The sequence below is a fragment of the Rahnella sp. 1L-D-7-B-C2 genome, from assembly GCF_057290995.1.
In genome coordinates this window covers 68,289-87,171 of sequence record NZ_JBXAVQ010000007.1, presented here as the reverse complement: position 1 = coordinate 87,171, position 18,883 = coordinate 68,289, and the positions used below count along the sequence as shown (strand labels likewise).

Annotated in this window: 13 protein-coding genes, 1 pseudogene and 1 other annotated feature; of the genes and pseudogenes, 8 read left to right on the top strand and 6 right to left on the bottom strand. The window is 53.8% G+C overall.

Annotated features, from left to right (window positions below; translation table 11 throughout):
* The first annotated feature begins 52 nt into the window (after window positions 1-52).
* The 8 genes from dnaX to AC0Z7K_RS13630 all read left to right on the top strand — a co-directional run bounded on the left by dnaX (window position 53) and on the right by AC0Z7K_RS13630 (window position 9,929).
* On the top strand, window positions 53-2,023 hold the full coding sequence (gene dnaX / locus AC0Z7K_RS13665) for a DNA polymerase III subunit gamma/tau (RefSeq protein WP_485614883.1): 1,971 nt from the start codon (window positions 53-55) through the stop codon (window positions 2,021-2,023).
* Window positions 1,356-1,420, top strand: a sequence feature (DnaX frameshifting element). It overlaps the preceding gene by 65 nt.
* A gap of 41 nt (window positions 2,024-2,064) precedes the next feature.
* Complete coding sequence (locus AC0Z7K_RS13660) at window positions 2,065-2,394, top strand: YbaB/EbfC family nucleoid-associated protein (RefSeq protein WP_413528102.1); 330 nt, start codon at window positions 2,065-2,067, stop codon at window positions 2,392-2,394.
* Window positions 2,394-2,999 (top strand): recombination mediator RecR, encoded by a 606-nt coding sequence (gene recR, locus AC0Z7K_RS13655; protein WP_112168662.1) that lies wholly within the window; start codon window positions 2,394-2,396, stop codon window positions 2,997-2,999. Before AC0Z7K_RS13660 ends, recR begins: the two co-directional genes overlap by 1 nt.
* Before the next feature lie 173 nt (window positions 3,000-3,172).
* Complete coding sequence (htpG, locus tag AC0Z7K_RS13650; RefSeq protein ID WP_485614956.1) at window positions 3,173-5,041, top strand: molecular chaperone HtpG; 1,869 nt, start codon at window positions 3,173-3,175, stop codon at window positions 5,039-5,041.
* A gap of 254 nt (window positions 5,042-5,295) precedes the next feature.
* Window positions 5,296-6,624, top strand: a complete 1,329-nt coding sequence (locus tag AC0Z7K_RS13645) for a hypothetical protein (RefSeq protein ID WP_485614881.1) — start codon at window positions 5,296-5,298, stop codon at window positions 6,622-6,624.
* A gap of 115 nt (window positions 6,625-6,739) precedes the next feature.
* Window positions 6,740-7,384, top strand: coding sequence for an adenylate kinase (adk, locus tag AC0Z7K_RS13640; RefSeq protein ID WP_112168660.1), 645 nt, complete (start codon window positions 6,740-6,742; stop codon window positions 7,382-7,384).
* Window positions 7,385-7,608: 224 nt separating this feature from the next.
* Window positions 7,609-8,571, top strand: coding sequence for a ferrochelatase (gene hemH / locus AC0Z7K_RS13635; RefSeq protein WP_413528104.1), 963 nt, complete (start codon window positions 7,609-7,611; stop codon window positions 8,569-8,571).
* 38 nt (window positions 8,572-8,609) lie between these two features.
* Complete coding sequence (locus AC0Z7K_RS13630; protein WP_485614879.1) at window positions 8,610-9,929, top strand: inosine/guanosine kinase; 1,320 nt, start codon at window positions 8,610-8,612, stop codon at window positions 9,927-9,929.
* 54 nt (window positions 9,930-9,983) lie between these two features.
* On the opposite strand, the gene AC0Z7K_RS13625 is transcribed toward AC0Z7K_RS13630, so the two are convergent.
* From AC0Z7K_RS13625 to copA, 6 genes and pseudogenes are all read right to left on the bottom strand, one after another.
* Window positions 9,984-11,219, bottom strand: coding sequence for a GGDEF domain-containing protein (locus tag AC0Z7K_RS13625; protein WP_485614878.1), 1,236 nt, complete (start codon window positions 11,217-11,219; stop codon window positions 9,984-9,986).
* Window positions 11,220-11,364: 145 nt separating this feature from the next.
* Window positions 11,365-13,056: a YbaL family putative K(+) efflux transporter gene (gene ybaL, locus AC0Z7K_RS13620; RefSeq protein WP_413528107.1), complete on the bottom strand. Its 1,692-nt coding sequence runs from the start codon at window positions 13,054-13,056 to the stop codon at window positions 11,365-11,367.
* A gap of 229 nt (window positions 13,057-13,285) precedes the next feature.
* Window positions 13,286-14,496: pseudogene (locus tag AC0Z7K_RS13615) on the bottom strand (MFS transporter).
* A 103-nt stretch (window positions 14,497-14,599) separates the two neighbouring features.
* Window positions 14,600-15,079 carry a Cys-tRNA(Pro)/Cys-tRNA(Cys) deacylase YbaK gene (ybaK, locus tag AC0Z7K_RS13610; protein ID WP_413528109.1) on the bottom strand — a complete coding sequence of 160 codons (480 nt, stop codon included), beginning with the start codon at window positions 15,077-15,079 and terminating at the stop codon, window positions 14,600-14,602.
* Window positions 15,080-15,463: 384 nt separating this feature from the next.
* Window positions 15,464-16,273: a TraB/GumN family protein gene (locus AC0Z7K_RS13605; RefSeq protein WP_485614876.1), complete on the bottom strand. Its 810-nt coding sequence runs from the start codon at window positions 16,271-16,273 to the stop codon at window positions 15,464-15,466.
* A gap of 77 nt (window positions 16,274-16,350) precedes the next feature.
* Window positions 16,351-18,870 carry a copper-exporting P-type ATPase CopA gene (gene copA, locus AC0Z7K_RS13600; RefSeq protein ID WP_485614875.1) on the bottom strand — a complete coding sequence of 840 codons (2,520 nt, stop codon included), beginning with the start codon at window positions 18,868-18,870 and terminating at the stop codon, window positions 16,351-16,353.
* Between the last annotated feature and the right edge of the window lie 13 nt (window positions 18,871-18,883).

Genomic DNA, 18,883 nt, shown 5'->3' with positions numbered 1-18,883 from the left:
GTTTTTTCGTGTATCGTCAAATTATTCATTATAAATCAACGATGAAGTATTAATGAGCTATCAGGTTCTTGCCCGTAAGTGGCGCCCCCAAACTTTTGCCGACGTCGTCGGACAGGAACATGTGCTGACCGCACTGGCTAATGGCCTGTCGCTCGGGCGCATTCATCATGCATACCTGTTTTCCGGTACCCGTGGCGTGGGGAAAACCAGCATTGCCCGTCTTCTGGCGAAAGGGCTTAACTGCGAAACCGGCATCACTTCCACGCCGTGCGGCGTGTGTGATAACTGCCGTGAGATCGAGCAGAGCCGTTTCGTCGACCTGATTGAAATCGATGCCGCCTCCCGTACCAAAGTTGAAGATACCCGCGAATTGCTGGACAACGTCCAGTACGCACCGGCGCGCGGCCGCTTCAAAGTTTATCTGATTGACGAAGTGCACATGCTCTCGCGCCACAGCTTTAATGCGCTGTTGAAAACGCTGGAAGAGCCGCCTGCGCACGTCAAATTCCTGCTGGCGACCACCGATCCGCAGAAATTACCCGTCACGATTTTATCGCGTTGTTTGCAGTTCCATCTGAAAGCACTGGATCCGGAACAAATCCGCAAACAGCTCGAAAATGTATTAACTCAGGAAGCTATCGCTACTGAGCCGCGTGCGCTTCAGCTGCTTTCCCGCGCTGCCGACGGCAGTATGCGTGATGCGCTGAGCCTCACCGATCAGGCGATTGCGATGGGGCAGGGCGCGGTCACCACAGAGACCGTGGCGCAAATGCTCGGTACGCTCGATGATGAACAGCCGCTGGCGATGCTTGAGGCGCTGGTCAGCGCCGACGGCGGTCAGATGATGGCGCAGGTGGAGCAGGCAGCGTCACGCGGCGTGGATTGGGAAAATCTGCTGGTAGAAACGCTGGCACTTTTGCACCGCATTGCGATGGTTCAGCTGTTGCCGTCAGTGCTCGACAACCATTACGCCGCCATCGAACAACGTCTGCGTGAACTGGCTCGCGTGATCCCGCCTGCCGACGTTCAGCTTTACTACCAGACATTACTGATTGGCCGCAAAGAGCTGGCGTATGCGCCGGATAAACGCATGGGTGTCGAAATGACGCTGCTGCGCGCGCTGGCCTTCCACCCGAAAGTGATTATTGCTGAACCGGCTCCGCAGCCGGTCTCTGCACCGGTCGGCCAGGCGTCGCCTGCTCCTGCGGGGCATGCACCACGCGCCGTGCAGGCGCAACAGCCGTCAGCGCAGCAGTTTAATAATGATTCACCTCCGCCACACGGCAGCGCGGAACCGGCGTCGATGCCGGATTCCACCGCCCAGCTCTTGCAGGCGCGAACACAATTACTCAGGCAGCAGGGGAGTACCACCCCAAAAAAAGCTGAGCCGGCAGCGCCAGGAAAAGCGCGGCCGGCAAACTCAGCACTGGAGCGTCTCGCTTCGGTGACTGAACGTGCGCAAACCCTGGCCAGCGTGAAGAAAGAACCCGCGGCGCCGGTAAAAGAAGAAGCGTACCGCTGGAAAGCGTTGACAGAGCCGGAAGAATCGCCGGAACCGATCGCGACGCCGAAAGCGTTACGGACAGCGCTGGAGCATGAAAAATCCCCGGAACTGACGTCCCGTCTGGCAGAAGAAGCCATAGAGCGTGACGAATGGGCGGCAGAAATCAGCCGCTTAACCATTCCGAAGCTGGTTCAGCAACTGGCGCTGAATGCTTATCGCGAACAGCCAGAACCTGGCAAGATTTGCCTGCATCTGCGTTCATCGCAAAAGCATCTCAATTCGCCGTCGGCGCAGAAAGTGCTGGCGGATGCCTTATCGGGGCTGCATCAGACACCGGTTGAACTCACCGTGCTGGAAGATGATAATCTGGCGGTGAAGACGCCACTGGAATGGCGACAGGCCATTTACGAAGAAAAACTGGCGCAGGCGCGTCAGTCGATCATTGCGGATAACAACATTCAGACGCTGCGCCGTTTCTTCGACGCAGAACTGGATGAAGAAAGTATCCGCCCAATTTAAACGCCGCGACGTTAGCGCGGCCATTGCTGAGAGAGAAGACTATGTTTGGAAAAGGCGGCATTGGTAACCTGATGAAACAGGCCCAGCAAATGCAGGAAAAAATGCAACAGGCTCAGGCTGAGATCGCGCTGATCGAAGTCACCGGTGAATCGGGCGCTGGTCTGGTCAAAATCACCATCAACGGTGCGCATAATGTGCGTCGCGTTGAAATCGATCCAAGCCTGCTGGAAGACGACAAAGACATGCTGGAAGACTTGATCGCTGCGGCGTTCAACGACGCAGCACGTCGTATCGAAGAAACTCAGAAAGAAAAAATGGCAGCCGTTTCTGGCGGCATGCAGTTGCCACCAGGCTTTAAGATGCCGTTCTGATGCAAACCAGCCCACTCCTTGAATCATTAATGGAGGCGTTGCGTTGCCTGCCGGGCGTTGGCCCGAAGTCAGCGCAGCGTATGGCATTCCAGCTGTTGCAGCGGGATCGCAGCGGCGGAATGCGGCTGGCGCAGTCGTTAACGCGTGCGATGTCTGAAATTGGCCACTGTGCCGATTGCCGTACTTTCACCGAGCAGGAAATCTGTACGATCTGCGCCAATCCACGGCGTAAAGAGAACGGCCAGATTTGCGTGGTAGAAAGCCCGGCAGACATTCATGCGATAGAACAAACCGGTCAGTTCTCCGGTCGCTATTTTGTGCTGATGGGCCACCTGTCACCCCTTGATGGCATCGGGCCGGATGACATTGGTCTGGGCCGCATGGAAGAGCGTCTTGAAAGCGAAAGCATTCAGGAAGTCATCCTTGCGACTAACCCGACGGTTGAAGGTGAAGCCACCGCCAACTATATCGCTGAGATGTGCGGCCAGTACGGCGTCCTGGCGAGCCGCATCGCGCACGGTGTGCCGGTTGGCGGCGAGCTGGATATGGTGGATGGCACCACGCTGTCACATTCCCTCGCCGGGCGGAATCCCTTCAAGTTCTGACTGTTATAGATCGGGTGCTGATCACCGCACCCGGTTTACTTTCTGCCGATCCCTTCGGCATTTCTTCGTAAAAATTTCTTCTTATGCTTGAAAAGCCACGCCTCTAACCCCACTTATTCCTCAACGTCTGATTTGGTCAATAACAGTATCTGGATTGAGGTAATTTGATGAGTATGAAAGGACAAGAGACACGCGGATTCCAGTCTGAAGTAAAACAACTTCTCCATCTGATGATCCATTCTCTGTATTCAAACAAAGAAATTTTCCTGCGTGAGTTGATCTCCAACGCTTCCGATGCGGCTGACAAACTGCGCTTTCGCGCGCTGTCCACCCCTGAGCTGTATGAAGGTGACGGCGAACTGCACGTTCGTCTGGCGTTTGATAAAGAAAAACGCACCCTGACCCTGAGCGACAACGGTATCGGCATGACCCGCGATGAAGTGATCGATAACCTCGGGACTATCGCGAAATCCGGCACCAAAGCGTTCCTGCAGTCTGTCGGTTCTGAGCAGGCGAAAGACAGCCAGCTGATCGGCCAGTTTGGTGTCGGTTTCTACTCTGCCTTTATCGTGGCGGACAAAGTGACCGTACGCACCCGCGCCGCCGGTGCCAGCGCTGAAGAAGGCGTGTTCTGGGAATCTGCCGGTGAAGGTGAGTACACTCTGGCCGACATCGAGAAAGCCGATCGCGGGACTGAAATTACCCTGCATCTGCGCGCAGATCAGGATGAGTTCCTGGATGACTGGCGCGTGCGCTCCATCATCAGCAAATATTCTGACCACATTGCGCTGCCGGTTGAAGTGGAAACCCGCAACGAAGAAGACGGCACCGTCACCTGGGAACAAATCAACAAGGCGCAGGCCCTGTGGACCCGTGGTAAAGCCGAGGTCACCGACGAAGAATACGTCGAATTCTACAAGCATATCTCCCATGATTTCAGCGATCCGCTGAGCTGGAGCCACAACCGCGTTGAAGGTAAGCAGGAATACACTAGCCTGCTGTACATCCCTTCGCAGGCGCCGTGGGATATGTGGAATCGCGATCACAAACACGGTCTGAAACTCTACGTGCAGCGCGTGTTCATCATGGACGAAGCTGAGCAGTTCATGCCGAACTACCTGCGCTTTGTGCGTGGTCTGATCGATTCCAACGATTTGCCGCTGAACGTGTCCCGTGAAATCCTGCAGGACAGCCGCATCACCCAGAACCTGCGCAGTGCGCTGACCAAACGCGTCCTGCAAATGCTGGAAAAACTGGCGAAAGATGACAACGAAAAATACCTGCAATTCTGGAAACAGTTTGGTCTGGTATTGAAAGAAGGTCCGGCAGAAGACGGCGCGAACAAAGAAACTATCGCAAAACTGCTGCGTTTCGCCAGCACCCGCAACGACAGCAGCGAGCAGACATTGTCGCTGGAAGAGTATGTGGCGAGCATGGTGGAAGGTCAGGACAAGATCTATTACATCACCGCCGACAGCTATGCCGCCGCGAAGAGCAGCCCGCATCTGGAACTGTTCCGCAAAAAAGGCATTGAAGTCCTGCTGTTATCTGACCGCATCGACGAATGGATGATGAGCTATCTGACCGAGTTCGATGGCAAAGTCTTCCAGTCGGTCAGTAAAGCCGATGATTCGCTGGATAAACTGGCCGACGAAGAAACGGAAGAGCAGAAAGAAGCGGAAAAAGCGCTGGAGCCGTTCGTCGAGCGTGTGAAATCTCTGCTGGGCGACCGTGTGAAAGAAGTGCGTCTGACGCATCGTCTGACCGACACCCCAGCCATCGTCACCACCGGTGCCGATGAAATGACCACGCAGATGGCAAAACTGTTTGCTGCGGCCGGTCAGGATGCACCAGAAGTGAAATACATCTTCGAACTGAACCCTGATCACGCACTGGTGAAACGCGCCTCTGACGTGGCGGACGAAGCGCAGTTTGGTGAGTGGATCGAACTGCTGCTGGATCAGGCGCTGTTCGCAGAACGCGGCACGCTGGAAGATCCAAACCTGTTTATCCGTCGTATGAACACCTTGCTTCAGGCATAAACACTGCAAATAAAACTAAAAAAGGCGTCGCGAAAGTGACGCCTTTTTTATATTAATTAATTAATAATATTCCTAAGTGATCTGTTTAAATGAAATTCTGCTTTCTGTGAAATGTTTCACACTGTATTTCTAATATATCGATTTTAATTGGTTTTTTTATCTAAGGATGTTTTTATATTCGCATTTTTTGTTTGATGTGGCTTTTATTGTCGTGGTTAAATAAATGAGGTATTAATTAACAATAAGGATTTTGTATGTTATCACCTCAAAGATTGCCTCAGCCTATAATCAGGCATCGTGGCTATTTTTCTTCTTTTCGTGGTGGGCTTTCTGATATTGGCGTGCTAAAGAATTCCTCTCAGCCTGAGAATACATTGATTTATCCTGGTTCTATGCGTGGTAAATACAAAACTGGTTTGAATGATTCGGTATATTGTATTGGTGATGGTTTTGAAAGTGAACTTATCGTTACGATTTATGAGCAATTGTCGAAACGTGGAATAATATTGTATTTAAAAGAAAATTCGCGGATAAAAGGTGTGCTGGACGATATTGTTTCTTTCCTCGCGTCTTTTGATGAAAATTCCGGAAAGCGTACTTTTGTCACGTTTACTGGTGGCGCAACGCTTTCGAGAAATATACTAGCTAGTCAGGTGTTGAATATTATTTCCCCAGTAAACGTCATAAACGTTACCTGGAATACGTGGCATCTGTTGCCCAATAAATGGCGTTGTTTCCATACGTGTTGGGTAGTCAGACTTGATTTGAACAGCGGTAATGTCAGTTCTTTTGAAACAAGCTTTTCTGAATTGAATTACTTTGTTAATCAAAATAATTTTCTAATAAAATCCAGGTTGCTCAGGGAGCAGAGAAGTAAGGCATTTATTGACGACTGGTTTCGCCGTCACCCCCAAATGTCCTCGTCAAAAAGTCGTGTTACAGAATTAATTTCAGATAAAACTTCGGGTTACTGTTATACGTTTTTACAGCCTCAAAATGATATCGAGTCATACATCTTTGTTTATTATCCACATACTATGACGGACTTCAGTGAGGAAAGAATTGCTCAGATGCTCGATACCAAAGAAGTGGCTTTCGTTATTCTTTACCCGTCAAATAAAATAGTCTTGCCCAAAGGTCCTGAAATCAGTGTCGGCCCTGAGTCTATCTCTGGTTTTCAGAATGAGCCGTCGACGAGTAATACTCTTACCCACCGTAAAGTCCCACGACCCGCAGCAAATACGCCGGCAGTACAAAATAGAGCTCGCTCAACCTCTATCCTGCCAGCACTTCATTTTACGATCACCGAAAGCGCTACTTTTAAAGAGCAACTTGCTATCTTGCAATCAATTAAATCCGGGATGTTCCAGGCTGCATTGGCCAAGATTGAATCTATCCGTCAGGATCTGCAAAGTGGACGTTTGCCGGAAAAAACAGTGGCTGGTTATTATGTGAGTGATGTTACGGGACTGGGGGGAACTGGACGAGGTGCGTGGCGGTTATTAATTGAGCGCAAAGGCAATGTGCTTAACCTTTACTGTATCGCCGACTACCACCAAAACCGTTGGCGAGTCTGGAGTTAAGCTGTCATAACGTGGGCTGATACTGTGGGCTTTCTTGAGGTAACATCGCCTTTAATGGTAAGGTCATCGCCTCAGAACGGCATAAACAAAATCCAAATGTATGGGGAACTACGCAATGCGTATCATTCTGCTGGGGGCTCCTGGCGCTGGTAAAGGAACACAGGCTCAATTCATCATGGAGAAATTTGGTATTCCACAAATTTCTACCGGCGATATGTTGCGCGCTGCTGTTAAGGCCGGAAGTGAACTCGGCAAGAAAGCAAAAGAGATTATGGACGCCGGTAAACTGGTGACGGATGAACTGGTTATCGCACTGGTGAAAGAACGCATTCAGCAGGAAGATTGCCGTAACGGTTTCCTGTTAGATGGTTTTCCTCGCACTATTCCGCAAGCCGATGCTATGAAAGACGCGGGTATCAAAGTCGATTACGTTCTGGAATTCGACGTGCCTGACGAACTGATCGTGGATCGCATCGTGGGTCGCCGCGTGCACCCGGGCTCTGGCCGCGTGTACCACATCCAGTACAATCCGCCAAAAGTGGAAGGTAAAGACGATGTGACCGGCGAAGACCTGATCACCCGTAAAGACGATCAGGAAGAAACCGTGCGTAAACGTCTGGTGGAATACCATGAGCTGACAGAGCCACTGGTGTCCTACTACGGTAAAGAAGCAGAAGCCGGCAATACTAAGTACGTCAAAATTGACGGCACCCAGCAGGTTTCTGCCGTGCGTGACGAACTGGCGGCAATCTTAAGCTGATTCGTACTGTATCTGTTCAGCCAACGGGGTGACTTCGGTCGCCCCGTTTGTTTTTCAACCATTCCCCGCCAGAAACAGCCACAATTCGCATTGATAGCCACTGCCGTTGTTCCGATCCTCTTTGTTTTCGTTACAATGACGTGCGCCTCTTTCTGATTCTTCGTAAACGGAAGCGCCCATATTTTTCACCCTGGCTTCAACGCCATCAATTTAGGATATTCAGCATGACGCAGACCAAATTCGGGGTTCTTCTGGTTAATCTCGGGACGCCGGAAGCACCGACTCCGCAGGCCGTGAGAAAGTATCTGGGTGAGTTTTTGAGTGATATCCGCGTCGTGGATACCCCGCGTTTGCTGTGGTGGCCAATCCTGAATCTGGTGATTTTGCCTCTGCGTTCTCCGCGCGTATCAAAACTGTATAAGTCCGTGTGGATGGAAGAAGGCTCGCCGCTGATGGTCTTCAGCCGTCGTCAGCAAAAAGCGCTGGCCGAACGCCTGCCGGGCACGCCCGTTGAATTGGCGATGAGCTACGGTAAGCCGGGTATGAAAGATCCGATCGAAAAATTGCTGGCTCAGGGCGTCACCAAAATGGTTGTTCTGCCGCTGTATCCGCAATATTCGTGTTCCACCAGCGCTGCCGTGTTTGACGGCGTGGCGCGCGTGCTGAAATCCCAGCGTCGCCTGCCTTCAATCAGTTTTATCCGCGATTACGCTACCCATCCGGCGTACATCTCCGCACTGAAAGCCAGCATCGAACGCTCTTTCGCGCAAAACGGCGTACCTGACCGTCTGGTCTTGTCGTTCCACGGTATTCCGAAACGTTTTGTGGCAGAAGGCGATGATTACGAACAGCGCTGCCGTGACACTGCGCAGGCGCTGACCGACGCGCTGCAACTGCCGACCGGCAAAATCATGCTGACCTTCCAGTCGCGCTTTGGTCGCGAGCCGTGGCTGACGCCGTACACTGACGAGACGCTAAAAGGCCTTCCGGCTCAGGGCGTTAAGTACATTCAGATTATCTGTCCGGGCTTTGCCTCAGACTGTCTGGAGACGCTGGAAGAAATCAAAGAAGAAAACCGTGAGATTTTTATTCATGCAGGCGGCGAGCGCTTCGAATATATTGACGCCTTAAACGACCAGCCGGAGCATATCGATCTGCTGCAACAACTGGTCACTCAGCACTTCTGACAGAAGGCTGAGTTTTTTGAATTTCCCGAGAATAACGAATGAAATTTCCTGGTAAGCGTAAGTCTAAACACTATTTTCCGGTCAGCGCGCGCGACCCTTTATTACGTGATTCTATGCTGCAGGAGATGCAGCCAGAATCCGAAAGCGGCGCGTCTTATATCGTCGGTATCGACCAGACGATGGTGGATATCGAAGCGCGCGTGGATGAACATTTTGTCGCCCGCTACGGGCTAACGCCCGGCGAGTCCAATATTCTGGATGATGAAATGTCGGAAGCGCTGTACCAGGAACTGATGCTAAATGCGCTGATTACTCATCAGTTCGCTGGCGGTACCGTCGGCAATACGCTGCACAACTATTCCGTGCTGGCCGATGACCGTTCGGTGCTGCTCGGCGTGATGTGTAATAACGTTAAGATTGGCGATTACGCCTACCGCTATCTGTGTAATACCTCCAGCCGCGTGGATCTCAATTTCCTGCAGGGCGTGGACGGCGCGATTGGCCGCTGCTTTACGCTGATCAGCGATACCGGAGAACGTACGTTTGCCATCAGTCCCGGCAAGATGAACGGTCTGAAAGCTGAAAGCGTACCGGAAGACGTGATCGCCGGCGCCTCTGCGCTGTTGCTGACGTCCTATCTGTTGCGCTGCAAACCCGGTGAGCCGATCCCCGAAGCAACAATGCAGGCGATTGAATACGCGAAAAAATATCATGTGCCGGTGGTCTTAACGTTGGGGACGCAATATGTGATCGCCGATGATCCACAGGCCTGGCGCGATTTTCTGCGCGAACACGTGTCTATTCTGGCGATGAATGAAGACGAAGGTTTTGCGCTGACCGGACTGAAAGATCCGCTGATGGCGGCCGACAAGGCGCTGGAATGGGTCGATCTGGTGTTATGCACCGCCGGGCCGAACGGCCTGTTTATGGCGAGCTACACCGAAGAGGCCTTCAAGCGCACCACCCAGCATCCGCTGTTGCCGGGCGCAATTGCCGAATTCAACCAGTATGAATTCAGCCGTGCAATGCGTCGTGAATGCTGTGAGCAGCCGCTGAAGATTTTTTCCCACATCGCGCCGTACATGGGCGGACCGGAAAAAATCATGAATACTAACGGTGCCGGAGATGGCGCGCTTTCCGCGTTGCTGCATGATATTGCTGCGAACGGGTTCCACCGAACCTCGGTACCGAACTCCAGTAAACATTCCCGCGAATACCTGACCTATTCGTCGCTGGCGCAGGTGTGTAAATATGCTAACCGCGTCAGCTATCAGGTACTGAATCAGCATTCACCGCGCCTGACGCGTGGCTTGCCTGAGCGTGAAGACAGTCTCGAAGAGAGCTACTGGGAACGTTAAGTGAAAAGGGCAGGGGGCCTCAATTGAAGAGCACCCCCTGCGCATGAATCCTGTTTACCCTGCCTGAACCTGATTACGGCCTGACGTTTTCGCGCGATACAGTGCGTCATCCACACGTTTAAACAGGCTGGTAAAATCCTCGCCCGCTTCATACTGCGCCACACCTACGCTCACCGTCAGCGCAGGCAGCTCCGGCCGGGATAATTGCTCTACGGCTTCGCGCAAATCCTCAGCGACGTGCATCGCGCCCTCCAGCGGCGTTAGCGGCAGTAAAATTAAAAACTCCTCGCCGCCCCAGCGAAATACCGTATCGCTCTCGCGGATGCCTGTTTCCAGCGTTCGCGCCAGCATGACCAGCGCATCATCGCCGGTATTGTGGCCATGCTCATCGTTTATCGCCTTAAAGTGATCGGCGTCCACCAGCATCAGGCTGAAATTGTGTGTTCGCTGCGGATTCTGCGTCCGCGCATTTTCTACCAGCTGCATGAACTGACGGCGGTTGCCCAACCCGGTCAGCGGATCGCGCAATGCCGCGTGTTCCAGCTCCTGCTCCAGACGCTTCTGCTCGGTGATGTCGTGAATGATGCACAGCATCAGCCGTACGCCATTCACCTCCACCGGACCGGCATAGGTCTGGACGTGGCGCAGATTGCCGTCAGCCAGTTTATGCACGAACGTCAGCGGCTTGTGTCCGCCGGGCAGCCGGGCGATTTCATGCATCACCGGCAGCACATCCATGCCCATCGCATTGATTTCCCAGGTATGTTTGGTGCACATCTCGTCGCGCGTATATCCGTAAAAGCGTGTCGCCGCCTGATTCGCATCGACAATCAGACCGTTGTTGACCGGATCGATGAGCAACATCGGCGCGGTATTGGTCTGGAACAGCCGTTCGTAAAAACCACTTTCATCGCGACGATAGGGCGTGGCGCTCGGAGTGGGCATCGGCACATTGGCGGCGGACGTGTGTGCGCCTTCGAAAACGATGGCGGTTTCGTTCGTGTCCAGCTGGACCGAAGACAGCCTGCAGCTCAGTGGGAAAGCGCGGCCTTCCTTGTGGATCGTCCAGATTTCGACGATCTGATCGCCTTTTGCCAGATTCTGCAAATAGGACTCGAGGGACAACTGAGAATGAACGGAGAACTGGCCGTTGCGCAGCGGCCCGAGCAGACTGTTGCCTGCGAGGTTTCTGGCCGCCGTGTTGGCGAAAAGGATGTGCTGGCTGTGCGCCGAAACAACCCAGACCGGCGTACTCAAAATGTTTAACGTTTCCAGATGGGTTAACAACATTGCGCCTACCGAACTCAATTTGGCATAGCAACAGAGTACAGCGAATTGAACTGATTGGGGGTTTTTTATCTGGGGCAGGATGAGGGGAAATGTCAGAATTTAAAACGGGCGCAGGAATAAACTGCGCCCGCCATTATTGATGAAATCAGACCGGGCAAAACGGCCGTTTTTCATCTTCGGTCATAATATCGATTTGTAACATATCCAGCATGCTGTTGGCGATTTCACGTTCTCCCATCACCACGCGATCTGCGCCGCGCTCCATGATGTAAGTCACTTCGTCATCGTAATGCGCACGGGCAATGATCTCAATATTCGGCCGCCTGGTGCGCGCTGACGCGACGATTTCACCGGCTTCGTAACCGTTAGGGATAGTCACCAGCAGCCAGCGGGCGCAGTCGAGACGCGCCAGATCCATGATTTCCTGATTGGCGGCGTTGCCCAGAACCGTGCTGATCCCTTGCTCGCGCAGCGCTTCGACTCGCGGACGGGAATTTTCGATCACTACCAGCGGGATGCCGGCGGCCTGAAGTTTCTCGCCCAGCAGGCTGCCGACGCGGCCATAACCTATCAACAGCGCGTGATTGCATAAATCAAACGGGATCTGTTTTTCGTCTTCCACCGCTTCTTCGACGCTTTGATCTTCGATGGTCTCGGTTTTCGCCAGATATTTTTCCAGCAGCGTAAACAGCAGCGGGTTAAACATAATCGACAAAATCGCCCCCGCCAGCACCAGATTCCGACCCGGCTCGGACAGCAGCCCCAGAGAGATCCCAAGCCCCGCCAGAATAAATGCGAATTCGCCGATCTGCGCCAGACTGACAGAAATTGTCAGCGCGGTTCGCTTCGAGTGCCCGAACATTTTCACCAGTAAGAAGGCGGCGATGGATTTGCCGAACACGATAATCGCCAGTGTGGCGATCACGGTCAGCGGTTCGCGCACCAGAATCATCGGATCAAACAACATCCCGACCGACACGAAAAACAGCACGGCAAACGCATCGCGCAGCGGCAGGGTGTCATGCGCCGCCCGCTGACTCAGTTCGGATTCGTTCAGTACCATCCCGGCGAAGAATGCGCCCAGAGCGAAAGAGACGTCAAAGAACTCGACCGCGCCGTATGCGATACCCAACGCCAGCGCCAGAACCGACAGCGTGAACAGTTCGCGCGAACCGGTACTGGCGGTTTTCGCCAGGATCCACGGCACTACGCGACGCCCGACCACCATCATCAACGTCATAAAGGCCACGACTTTACCGATGGTGACAGCCAGCTCAATCAGCAGTTCGGTCGGGCTGGCGTGATGGCTTTCCAGCATGCCGCTGAAGGCCGGTAACAAGACCAGCGTCAGTACCATCACCAGATCTTCAACAATCAGCCAGCCGATGGCGATTTGTCCGCGCTGGCTTTCAATTAACTGCCGCTCTTCCAGAGCGCGCAGCAGCACCACGGTACTCGCGGTAGACAGACACAGCCCGAACACCAGCCCGGTGGCGAGATCCCAGCCCATAAGACGTGATAATCCCATTCCCAGCAGCGTCGCTACTGCGATTTGCGCTACAGCGCCAGGAATGGCGATCGCCTTTACGGCCAGTAAATCTTTTAAAGAGAAATGCAAACCAACGCCAAACATCAGCAATATCACGCCGATTTCAGCCAGTTCGGGAGCAAGAGAGGTATCAGCAACAAAGCCTGGTGTAAATGGCCCGGCCAGAACGCCTGCGGCGATATAGCCAACCAAAGGGGAAATACGTAAACGATTGGCGATCATGCCAAAAATAAAGGCCAGTACCAGGCCACCGACAATCGTGGTAATCAAGGGCGTAGAATGATGCATTCAGACTCCTTCTGGTTATGCTCAGGGCGATATGTTGCAGATTGTTTCTAAGTTTATGGTAAAAATCATTTCTGCGTTGAGGAATTTTGGCCTTTTTGCAGTAAATCCCCAACAGAGAACAAAAAAAATCTGAACAGATGATTTAAATGGGTTTTATCGGGCAGAACTCAAGCAGAGAGGGGATTGGATGCTGCCGATATTCTGAGTATCGGCAGCATAAGTCGGGAGATTAGATCTCTTTACGTTCTAAATTCGGCAGGAAAGCGGTAAATATCCCAAGCAACGGAAGGAAGGCACAAATCTGATACACCAGTTCGATACTGGTGATATCCGCCACATAGCCCAGCACCGCCGCGCCCAGCCCGCCCATGCCAAAAGCCAGCCCGAAGAACAGGCCGGATACCATGCCGACTTTTCCCGGCATCAGCTCCTCACCAGAATGGCTGAAAAGGCCGAGGCCAGAATGACGCCGATAATCACGCTCAGCACGCTGGTCCACATAAGATTGGCGTGCGGCAAAAGTAGTGTAAATGGCGCGACACCGAGAATTGACGCCCAAATGACGTATTTGCGCCCAATCTTATCACCCACAGGCCCGCCGATGATCGTGCCCGCCGCGACCGCAAACAGGAAAACGAACAGGTGGATCTGTGCACTCTGCACCGAGACGCCAAATTTGTGGATCAGATAAAAGGTGTAATAGCTGCTGATACTGGTCAGATAGAAATACTTCGAGAACACCAGCACCAGCAAAATACCCAGCGACATCGCCACCGTCCGGCGCGGGAGTACGGTTATCGTATTTTTCACCGGGCCGCGTTTTTTGGCGATCAGATTTTGCTGGCGATACCATTTGCTGATTTGCAGCAGCACAACAATACCGAGCAAGGCCGCCAGCGAAAACCACGCAACGTTGCCTTTGCCGTAAGGCGCGATAATCAGCGCAGCGAGCAACGGGCCGAGGGAGCTGCCGAAGTTACCGCCCACCTGAAACAGCGATTGCGCCAGCCCGTGACGTCCGCCGGAGGCCATGCGCGCCACGCGGGATGATTCCGGATGAAACACCGAAGAACCGGTCCCTACCAGCGCCGCCGCCAGCAGTACCACCGGGAAACTCTGCGCTGCCGCCAGCAACAGCAGGCCGGAGAGCGTAAAGCCCATGCCGATGGGCAGCGAATAGGGCTGCGGATGTTTATCGGTGTAATAGCCGATCAGCGGTTGCAGCAGCGACGCGGTGATCTGGTACGTCAGGGTGATCATCCCTATCTGGGTGAAGCTAAGAGCAAATTCATTTTGCAGCAAAGGATAAATCGCCAGGATCAGCGACTGAATCATGTCATTAAGCAGATGAGAAACGCTGATCGCCGCCAGAATAGAAAACGCAGTCTTTTTGACAGCGTCTTTCTGCGGGCTTCCCGGCGTTGCCGTGTTATCGGTCATAGCAGGTGAACCTTATTATCGCCGTCATACTTCAAGTTGCCGACGCCTGGGCCGCCTTCCTGCAACTTAAATTATTTAGAGGATAAGACAATGTGATTGGGGGTCAGTCGACTTTAGCTATCTCAGCAAACTGGCCTTTCAGTAAACGGCAAAGATCGCCTGCCGCCAGTTCAATATCAAGACCGCGTTTACCACCTGAAACATAAATAGTGGAAAATGTCTGCGCCGGGCTATCGATCACCGTCGGCAGCAATTTTTTTTGCCCGAGCGGGCTGATGCCGCCAACCAGATAACCAGTCACGCGCTGGGCGATCGCCGGATCCGCCATGTCGGCTTTTTTCGCACCGAGGGCTTTGGCGACTTTCTTCAGATCCAGCATCGAGGCTACCGGCGTCACGGCAACGGCCAGATTTTTGGCGTCGCCGTTGAGGGAAACCAGCAATGTTTTGTAGACCTGACGCGCATCCAGCCCAAGCTTTTTCACGGCTTCGTCGCCAAAGTTAGTTTCGTCGCTGCTGTGCTCGTACGGATGAAGAGTGAAGCTGACTTTATTTTTTTCCAGAAGAAGTACCGCTGGGGTCATGATCTTTCATCTCTGATTACTTTTTTGTTCGAAAAATCGTCGGCAGTTCAATTCGATGAAATTAAACAATAAAGTATGATTATTAAGCGAGTGAGAAATAGTAGTGCAATGAATGGTTATTGCCAAGACCCAGCGCAGGTTGTTACCCTGTGCCCGCCGGTGCCGTGTCCGCAAAGACTGGCACTGTAGCTATAAAAATAAAATGAAATTCCTCTTTGACTGGCCGGCCTAAACACCGGCCATTTTTTTGATCTCTTCAAACTTAACATCAAACCCATCCTGGCTTTTCTTTTGAAAAGGGAAGGCGGCCGCACAGGCTTCAAACAGAAGGGGAGACCAGGTTGGGTTTGGTTCTTGCCAAATAAGGATGCGGGCTGTGGATATCTACACTTTCTTATCTGCCAGCAAGTCTGGCAAATTCCCCTCGCCGTACAAATGCAGCGCGCCAACGGCGACCACATAATTTCCCGGCGGAAGCTCGCACAGTTGTTGTTTCCAGCGCACGTTACGCTGATTCATCAGCACATCGTACAGCTCACTGCTGAAGGTGTTAGGTAACTGATCCAGCGTTGTCACCGGCTTAGTATCCAGCCACCAGCTGATCATGGTTTGCAGCAAGCGGGCGTTGGTGTGCCAGTGCGTCAGGGTATCTTCCAGCAGTCCCAGACCGTTGTCGGGAAGTTGCTGCAACAGCGCAAACTGTTCCTGCGGACCCTCCAGCTCAATGACCGGCATGCTCTGCTGTTTGGCATTTTGCAACAGCTGATAATCAATACCGTAATTTCCGCGTAATCCGAGGCGCTGTGCCTGCGTCGCCTGTAACATCAGCGCGACCTGCCACGATGGCAACGGGTTAAGCGTCCACATCGACACACCCAACTCTTCGCATAACTTTTCGACGTGCAGATACTGTGCTTCGGGCAGCCGTTCGGCCAGCGGCGGGAATTCGCCGGACATTTCGAAAGGGGATTCGGATCCGCTGATATCCGCTTCGACAATCAATGCATCGGCTTTTTGCATACGGCGCAACAGCTGCGCGGGGAGCGGCTGCATGTCCTGCGTGCCCATATGAATGCTGCCGACCAGATGCAGGGAGCGGTGGCCTGGAAGCTGAATATCAATGGCGGGATAAGAATACTCGACGGGAAGCAGCCTGCGTAGCCAGCTGAATGTCTGTTTAAAAAACTGTGCCATATAGCATGGTCTCCCGAAAAATGAGAGACCATGCTATCGCGTCAGACGTTGGGCGAACAGAGGAAACGTCTTGTTTTTTAGGCCTGTTTTTTAGGCGTGAATCTTAAAAGCCGGTTGGCGTTTGCCACCACGGTGATGGAAGACAGCGCCATCGCCGCACCGGCAATCACCGGGCTGAGCAGGGTGCCGGTCAGCGGATATAAGACACCGGCGGCGATAGGAATGCCAATCACGTTGTAGATAAATGCCCCAAACAGGTTCTGTTTCATGTTGCGCAGCGTAGCCTGCGACATCGCCAGTGCGTCGGCGACGCCGTGCAGGCTCGGGCGCATCAGGGTGATGGCGGCGGTTTCAATCGCCACATCGCTGCCACCGCCCATCGCAATACCGACGTCCGCCTGCGCCAGCGCTGGCGCATCGTTAATCCCATCGCCAATCATCGCCACCTGTTGCCCTTTGGCCTGTAATGCTTTGATGGCGTCGGCCTTTCCGTCCGGCCGTACACCGGCAATCACCGTATCAATACCTGCCTGCGCCGCAATCGCCTGCGCGGTCCGCGGGTTGTCGCCGGTCAGCATCACCAGCTGGTAGCCGAGCTGATGCAGACGCTGCAACGCCCCGACGCTGTCTTCGCGCAGCGGATCGCGCAGGCCGAACAGCGCCGCCATCTGCCCGTCGACCGCCAGCAGAACCGGTGTCGCGCCTTGCTCTGTCATCTCATTAAGCAATCCATCAGCCGCCTGAGCATCAACGCTGTTTTCCTGCATGAGCGCCTGATTGCCCAGCAGCAGCGTTTTGCCTTCGACGTCGCCGCGTAAACCCAGACCGCCAAGCGTGCGGAAGTTTTGCACTTCAGGAAGTGTCTGGCCTTGTGCTTTTTCGACAATGGCCTGCGCCAGCGGATGATGAGAGCCCTGTTCCAGCGCGGCAGCAAAGCGAAGCGCCTCGGGTTCGCTGATGCCGCCAAAGATATGGATATCCGTCACTTTTGGCTGGCCTTCGGTCAGCGTCCCGGTTTTGTCAAAGACCAGCGTCGAGAGTGTACTGGCCTTTTGCAGCGCATCGGCATCACGTACCAGCACGCCGAACTCCGCGGCACGCCCGACACCGGCGGTAATAGACATCGGTGTGGCGAGTCCCAGCGCACAAGGACAGGCGATGATAAGCACTGTTGTGACAATAACCAGCGTGTACATCAGCTGTGGCTGGGGGCCGAAGAAGTACCAGAGCGCGCCGCTGAACAGCGCGAACAGCACCACGGCAGGGACAAACACGGCAGAGATTCTGTCCGCGAGTTTACCTATCTCCGGCTTGCTGCTTTGCGCTTCACGCACAAGTTTGATAATGCGCGAAAGCGTAGTCTGGCTGCCGATAGCGTCTGCGCGAAACAGCACGCTACCGTCCTTTACCAGCGTTCCGGCATGCACTTTTTCGCCCTGCGATTTTTGCTGCGGGACAGATTCGCCGGTCAACATCGCCTCATCCATCCAGGCTTCGCCGCTCTGTATTTCGCCATCAACCGGCACACGATCGCCGGTGGTCAGACGCAGCGTCATACCTTGCTCAACATTTGCCAGCGGGATAGATTTTTCTCCCTGATCTGTAACCACACGCGCGGTCGGCGGGGTGAGATCCAGAAGACGTTCAAGAGCCTGTGAAGACCGCTGGCGCCCGCGTTGTTCCAGCGCGTGGCCGAGATTGATCAGGCCGATGATCATTACGCTGGCTTCATAATAAAGATGGCGTGCCTGCATGGGGAAGGCGTCCGGCCACAGGCTGACGGCGAAGGAGAACGCCCACGCCGCACCGGTACCGAGTGACACCAGCGTGTCCATGTTGGCGCTGCCGTGCATCAGGCTTTTCCAAGCGCTGCGATAGAAATGACCGCCCGCGATCACCATGACAGCCAGCGTCAGAACGCCGACAATCAGCCAGCCGGTCTGATTTGTGGCGGTGACCATCATTTCACCGCCCAGTAATCCCCATAACATCAGCGGAATACCAGCAGCCAGACCGACGGCGGCCTGCCAGCTGAAGCGGATCATGCTGCTGCGCGCGGTTTGCTGCTGGCGCTCGCGACGTTTGGTTTCATCAATAATAATTTCAGCGCCGTAACCGGCACGTTCAACGGCGGCAACCAGAGCCGCCTGATCGGCGTCGCCGCTGACCAGCGCGCTACGTTCTGCCAGATTGACCCGTGCCCGTTCGACGCCGGTCACGCCTTCCAGCGCCCGCTGTACTTTACTGACGCAGCTCGCGCAGCTCATCCCGCTGAGCAACAGCTGTACGCTGTCATCAGTGGCAGGAATTTGTGCCGGAACGGGTGACGCAGCCGCTGACAGGGGTTCCGGCAAAACACTCGCCTTATCGGTCAGCGGCTCAGATTTTGGGGATGGATCCTCCAGCAGTTGCGCCTCATAGCCGGCGTTCACCACGGCGTCGATCAGAGTCTGGCTGCTGACATCGCCTGTGACGATAGCTTTGTCGAGAGACACTTCCACCGCTGTGGTGCCTTCCACGGCTTCCAGCGCCTTACGCGTCGAAGCGACACAATGTCCGCAGGATAAACCTTGCAGGGATAAAACGGTTGTTGTCATGATGATTTCCTTT

Excerpts from the sequence above, each read along its gene's own strand:
- adk (WP_112168660.1), top strand. The coding sequence starts at position 6,740 with ATGCGTATCATTCTGCTGGGGGCTCCTGGCGCTGGTAAAGGAACACAG.
- AC0Z7K_RS13605 (WP_485614876.1), bottom strand. The coding sequence starts at position 16,273 with ATGGCACAGTTTTTTAAACAGACATTCAGCTGGCTACGCAGGCTGCTT.
- recR (WP_112168662.1), top strand. The coding sequence starts at position 2,394 with ATGCAAACCAGCCCACTCCTTGAATCATTAATGGAGGCGTTGCGTTGC.
- hemH (WP_413528104.1), top strand. The coding sequence starts at position 7,609 with ATGACGCAGACCAAATTCGGGGTTCTTCTGGTTAATCTCGGGACGCCG.
- AC0Z7K_RS13660 (WP_413528102.1), top strand. The coding sequence starts at position 2,065 with ATGTTTGGAAAAGGCGGCATTGGTAACCTGATGAAACAGGCCCAGCAA.
- copA (WP_485614875.1), bottom strand. The coding sequence starts at position 18,870 with ATGACAACAACCGTTTTATCCCTGCAAGGTTTATCCTGCGGACATTGT.
- ybaK (WP_413528109.1), bottom strand. The coding sequence starts at position 15,079 with ATGACCCCAGCGGTACTTCTTCTGGAAAAAAATAAAGTCAGCTTCACT.
- AC0Z7K_RS13630 (WP_485614879.1), top strand. The coding sequence starts at position 8,610 with ATGAAATTTCCTGGTAAGCGTAAGTCTAAACACTATTTTCCGGTCAGC.
- AC0Z7K_RS13625 (WP_485614878.1), bottom strand. The coding sequence starts at position 11,219 with ATGTTGTTAACCCATCTGGAAACGTTAAACATTTTGAGTACGCCGGTC.
- ybaL (WP_413528107.1), bottom strand. The coding sequence starts at position 13,056 with ATGCATCATTCTACGCCCTTGATTACCACGATTGTCGGTGGCCTGGTA.
- htpG (WP_485614956.1), top strand. The coding sequence starts at position 3,173 with ATGAAAGGACAAGAGACACGCGGATTCCAGTCTGAAGTAAAACAACTT.
- dnaX (WP_485614883.1), top strand. The coding sequence starts at position 53 with ATGAGCTATCAGGTTCTTGCCCGTAAGTGGCGCCCCCAAACTTTTGCC.
- AC0Z7K_RS13645 (WP_485614881.1), top strand. The coding sequence starts at position 5,296 with ATGTTATCACCTCAAAGATTGCCTCAGCCTATAATCAGGCATCGTGGC.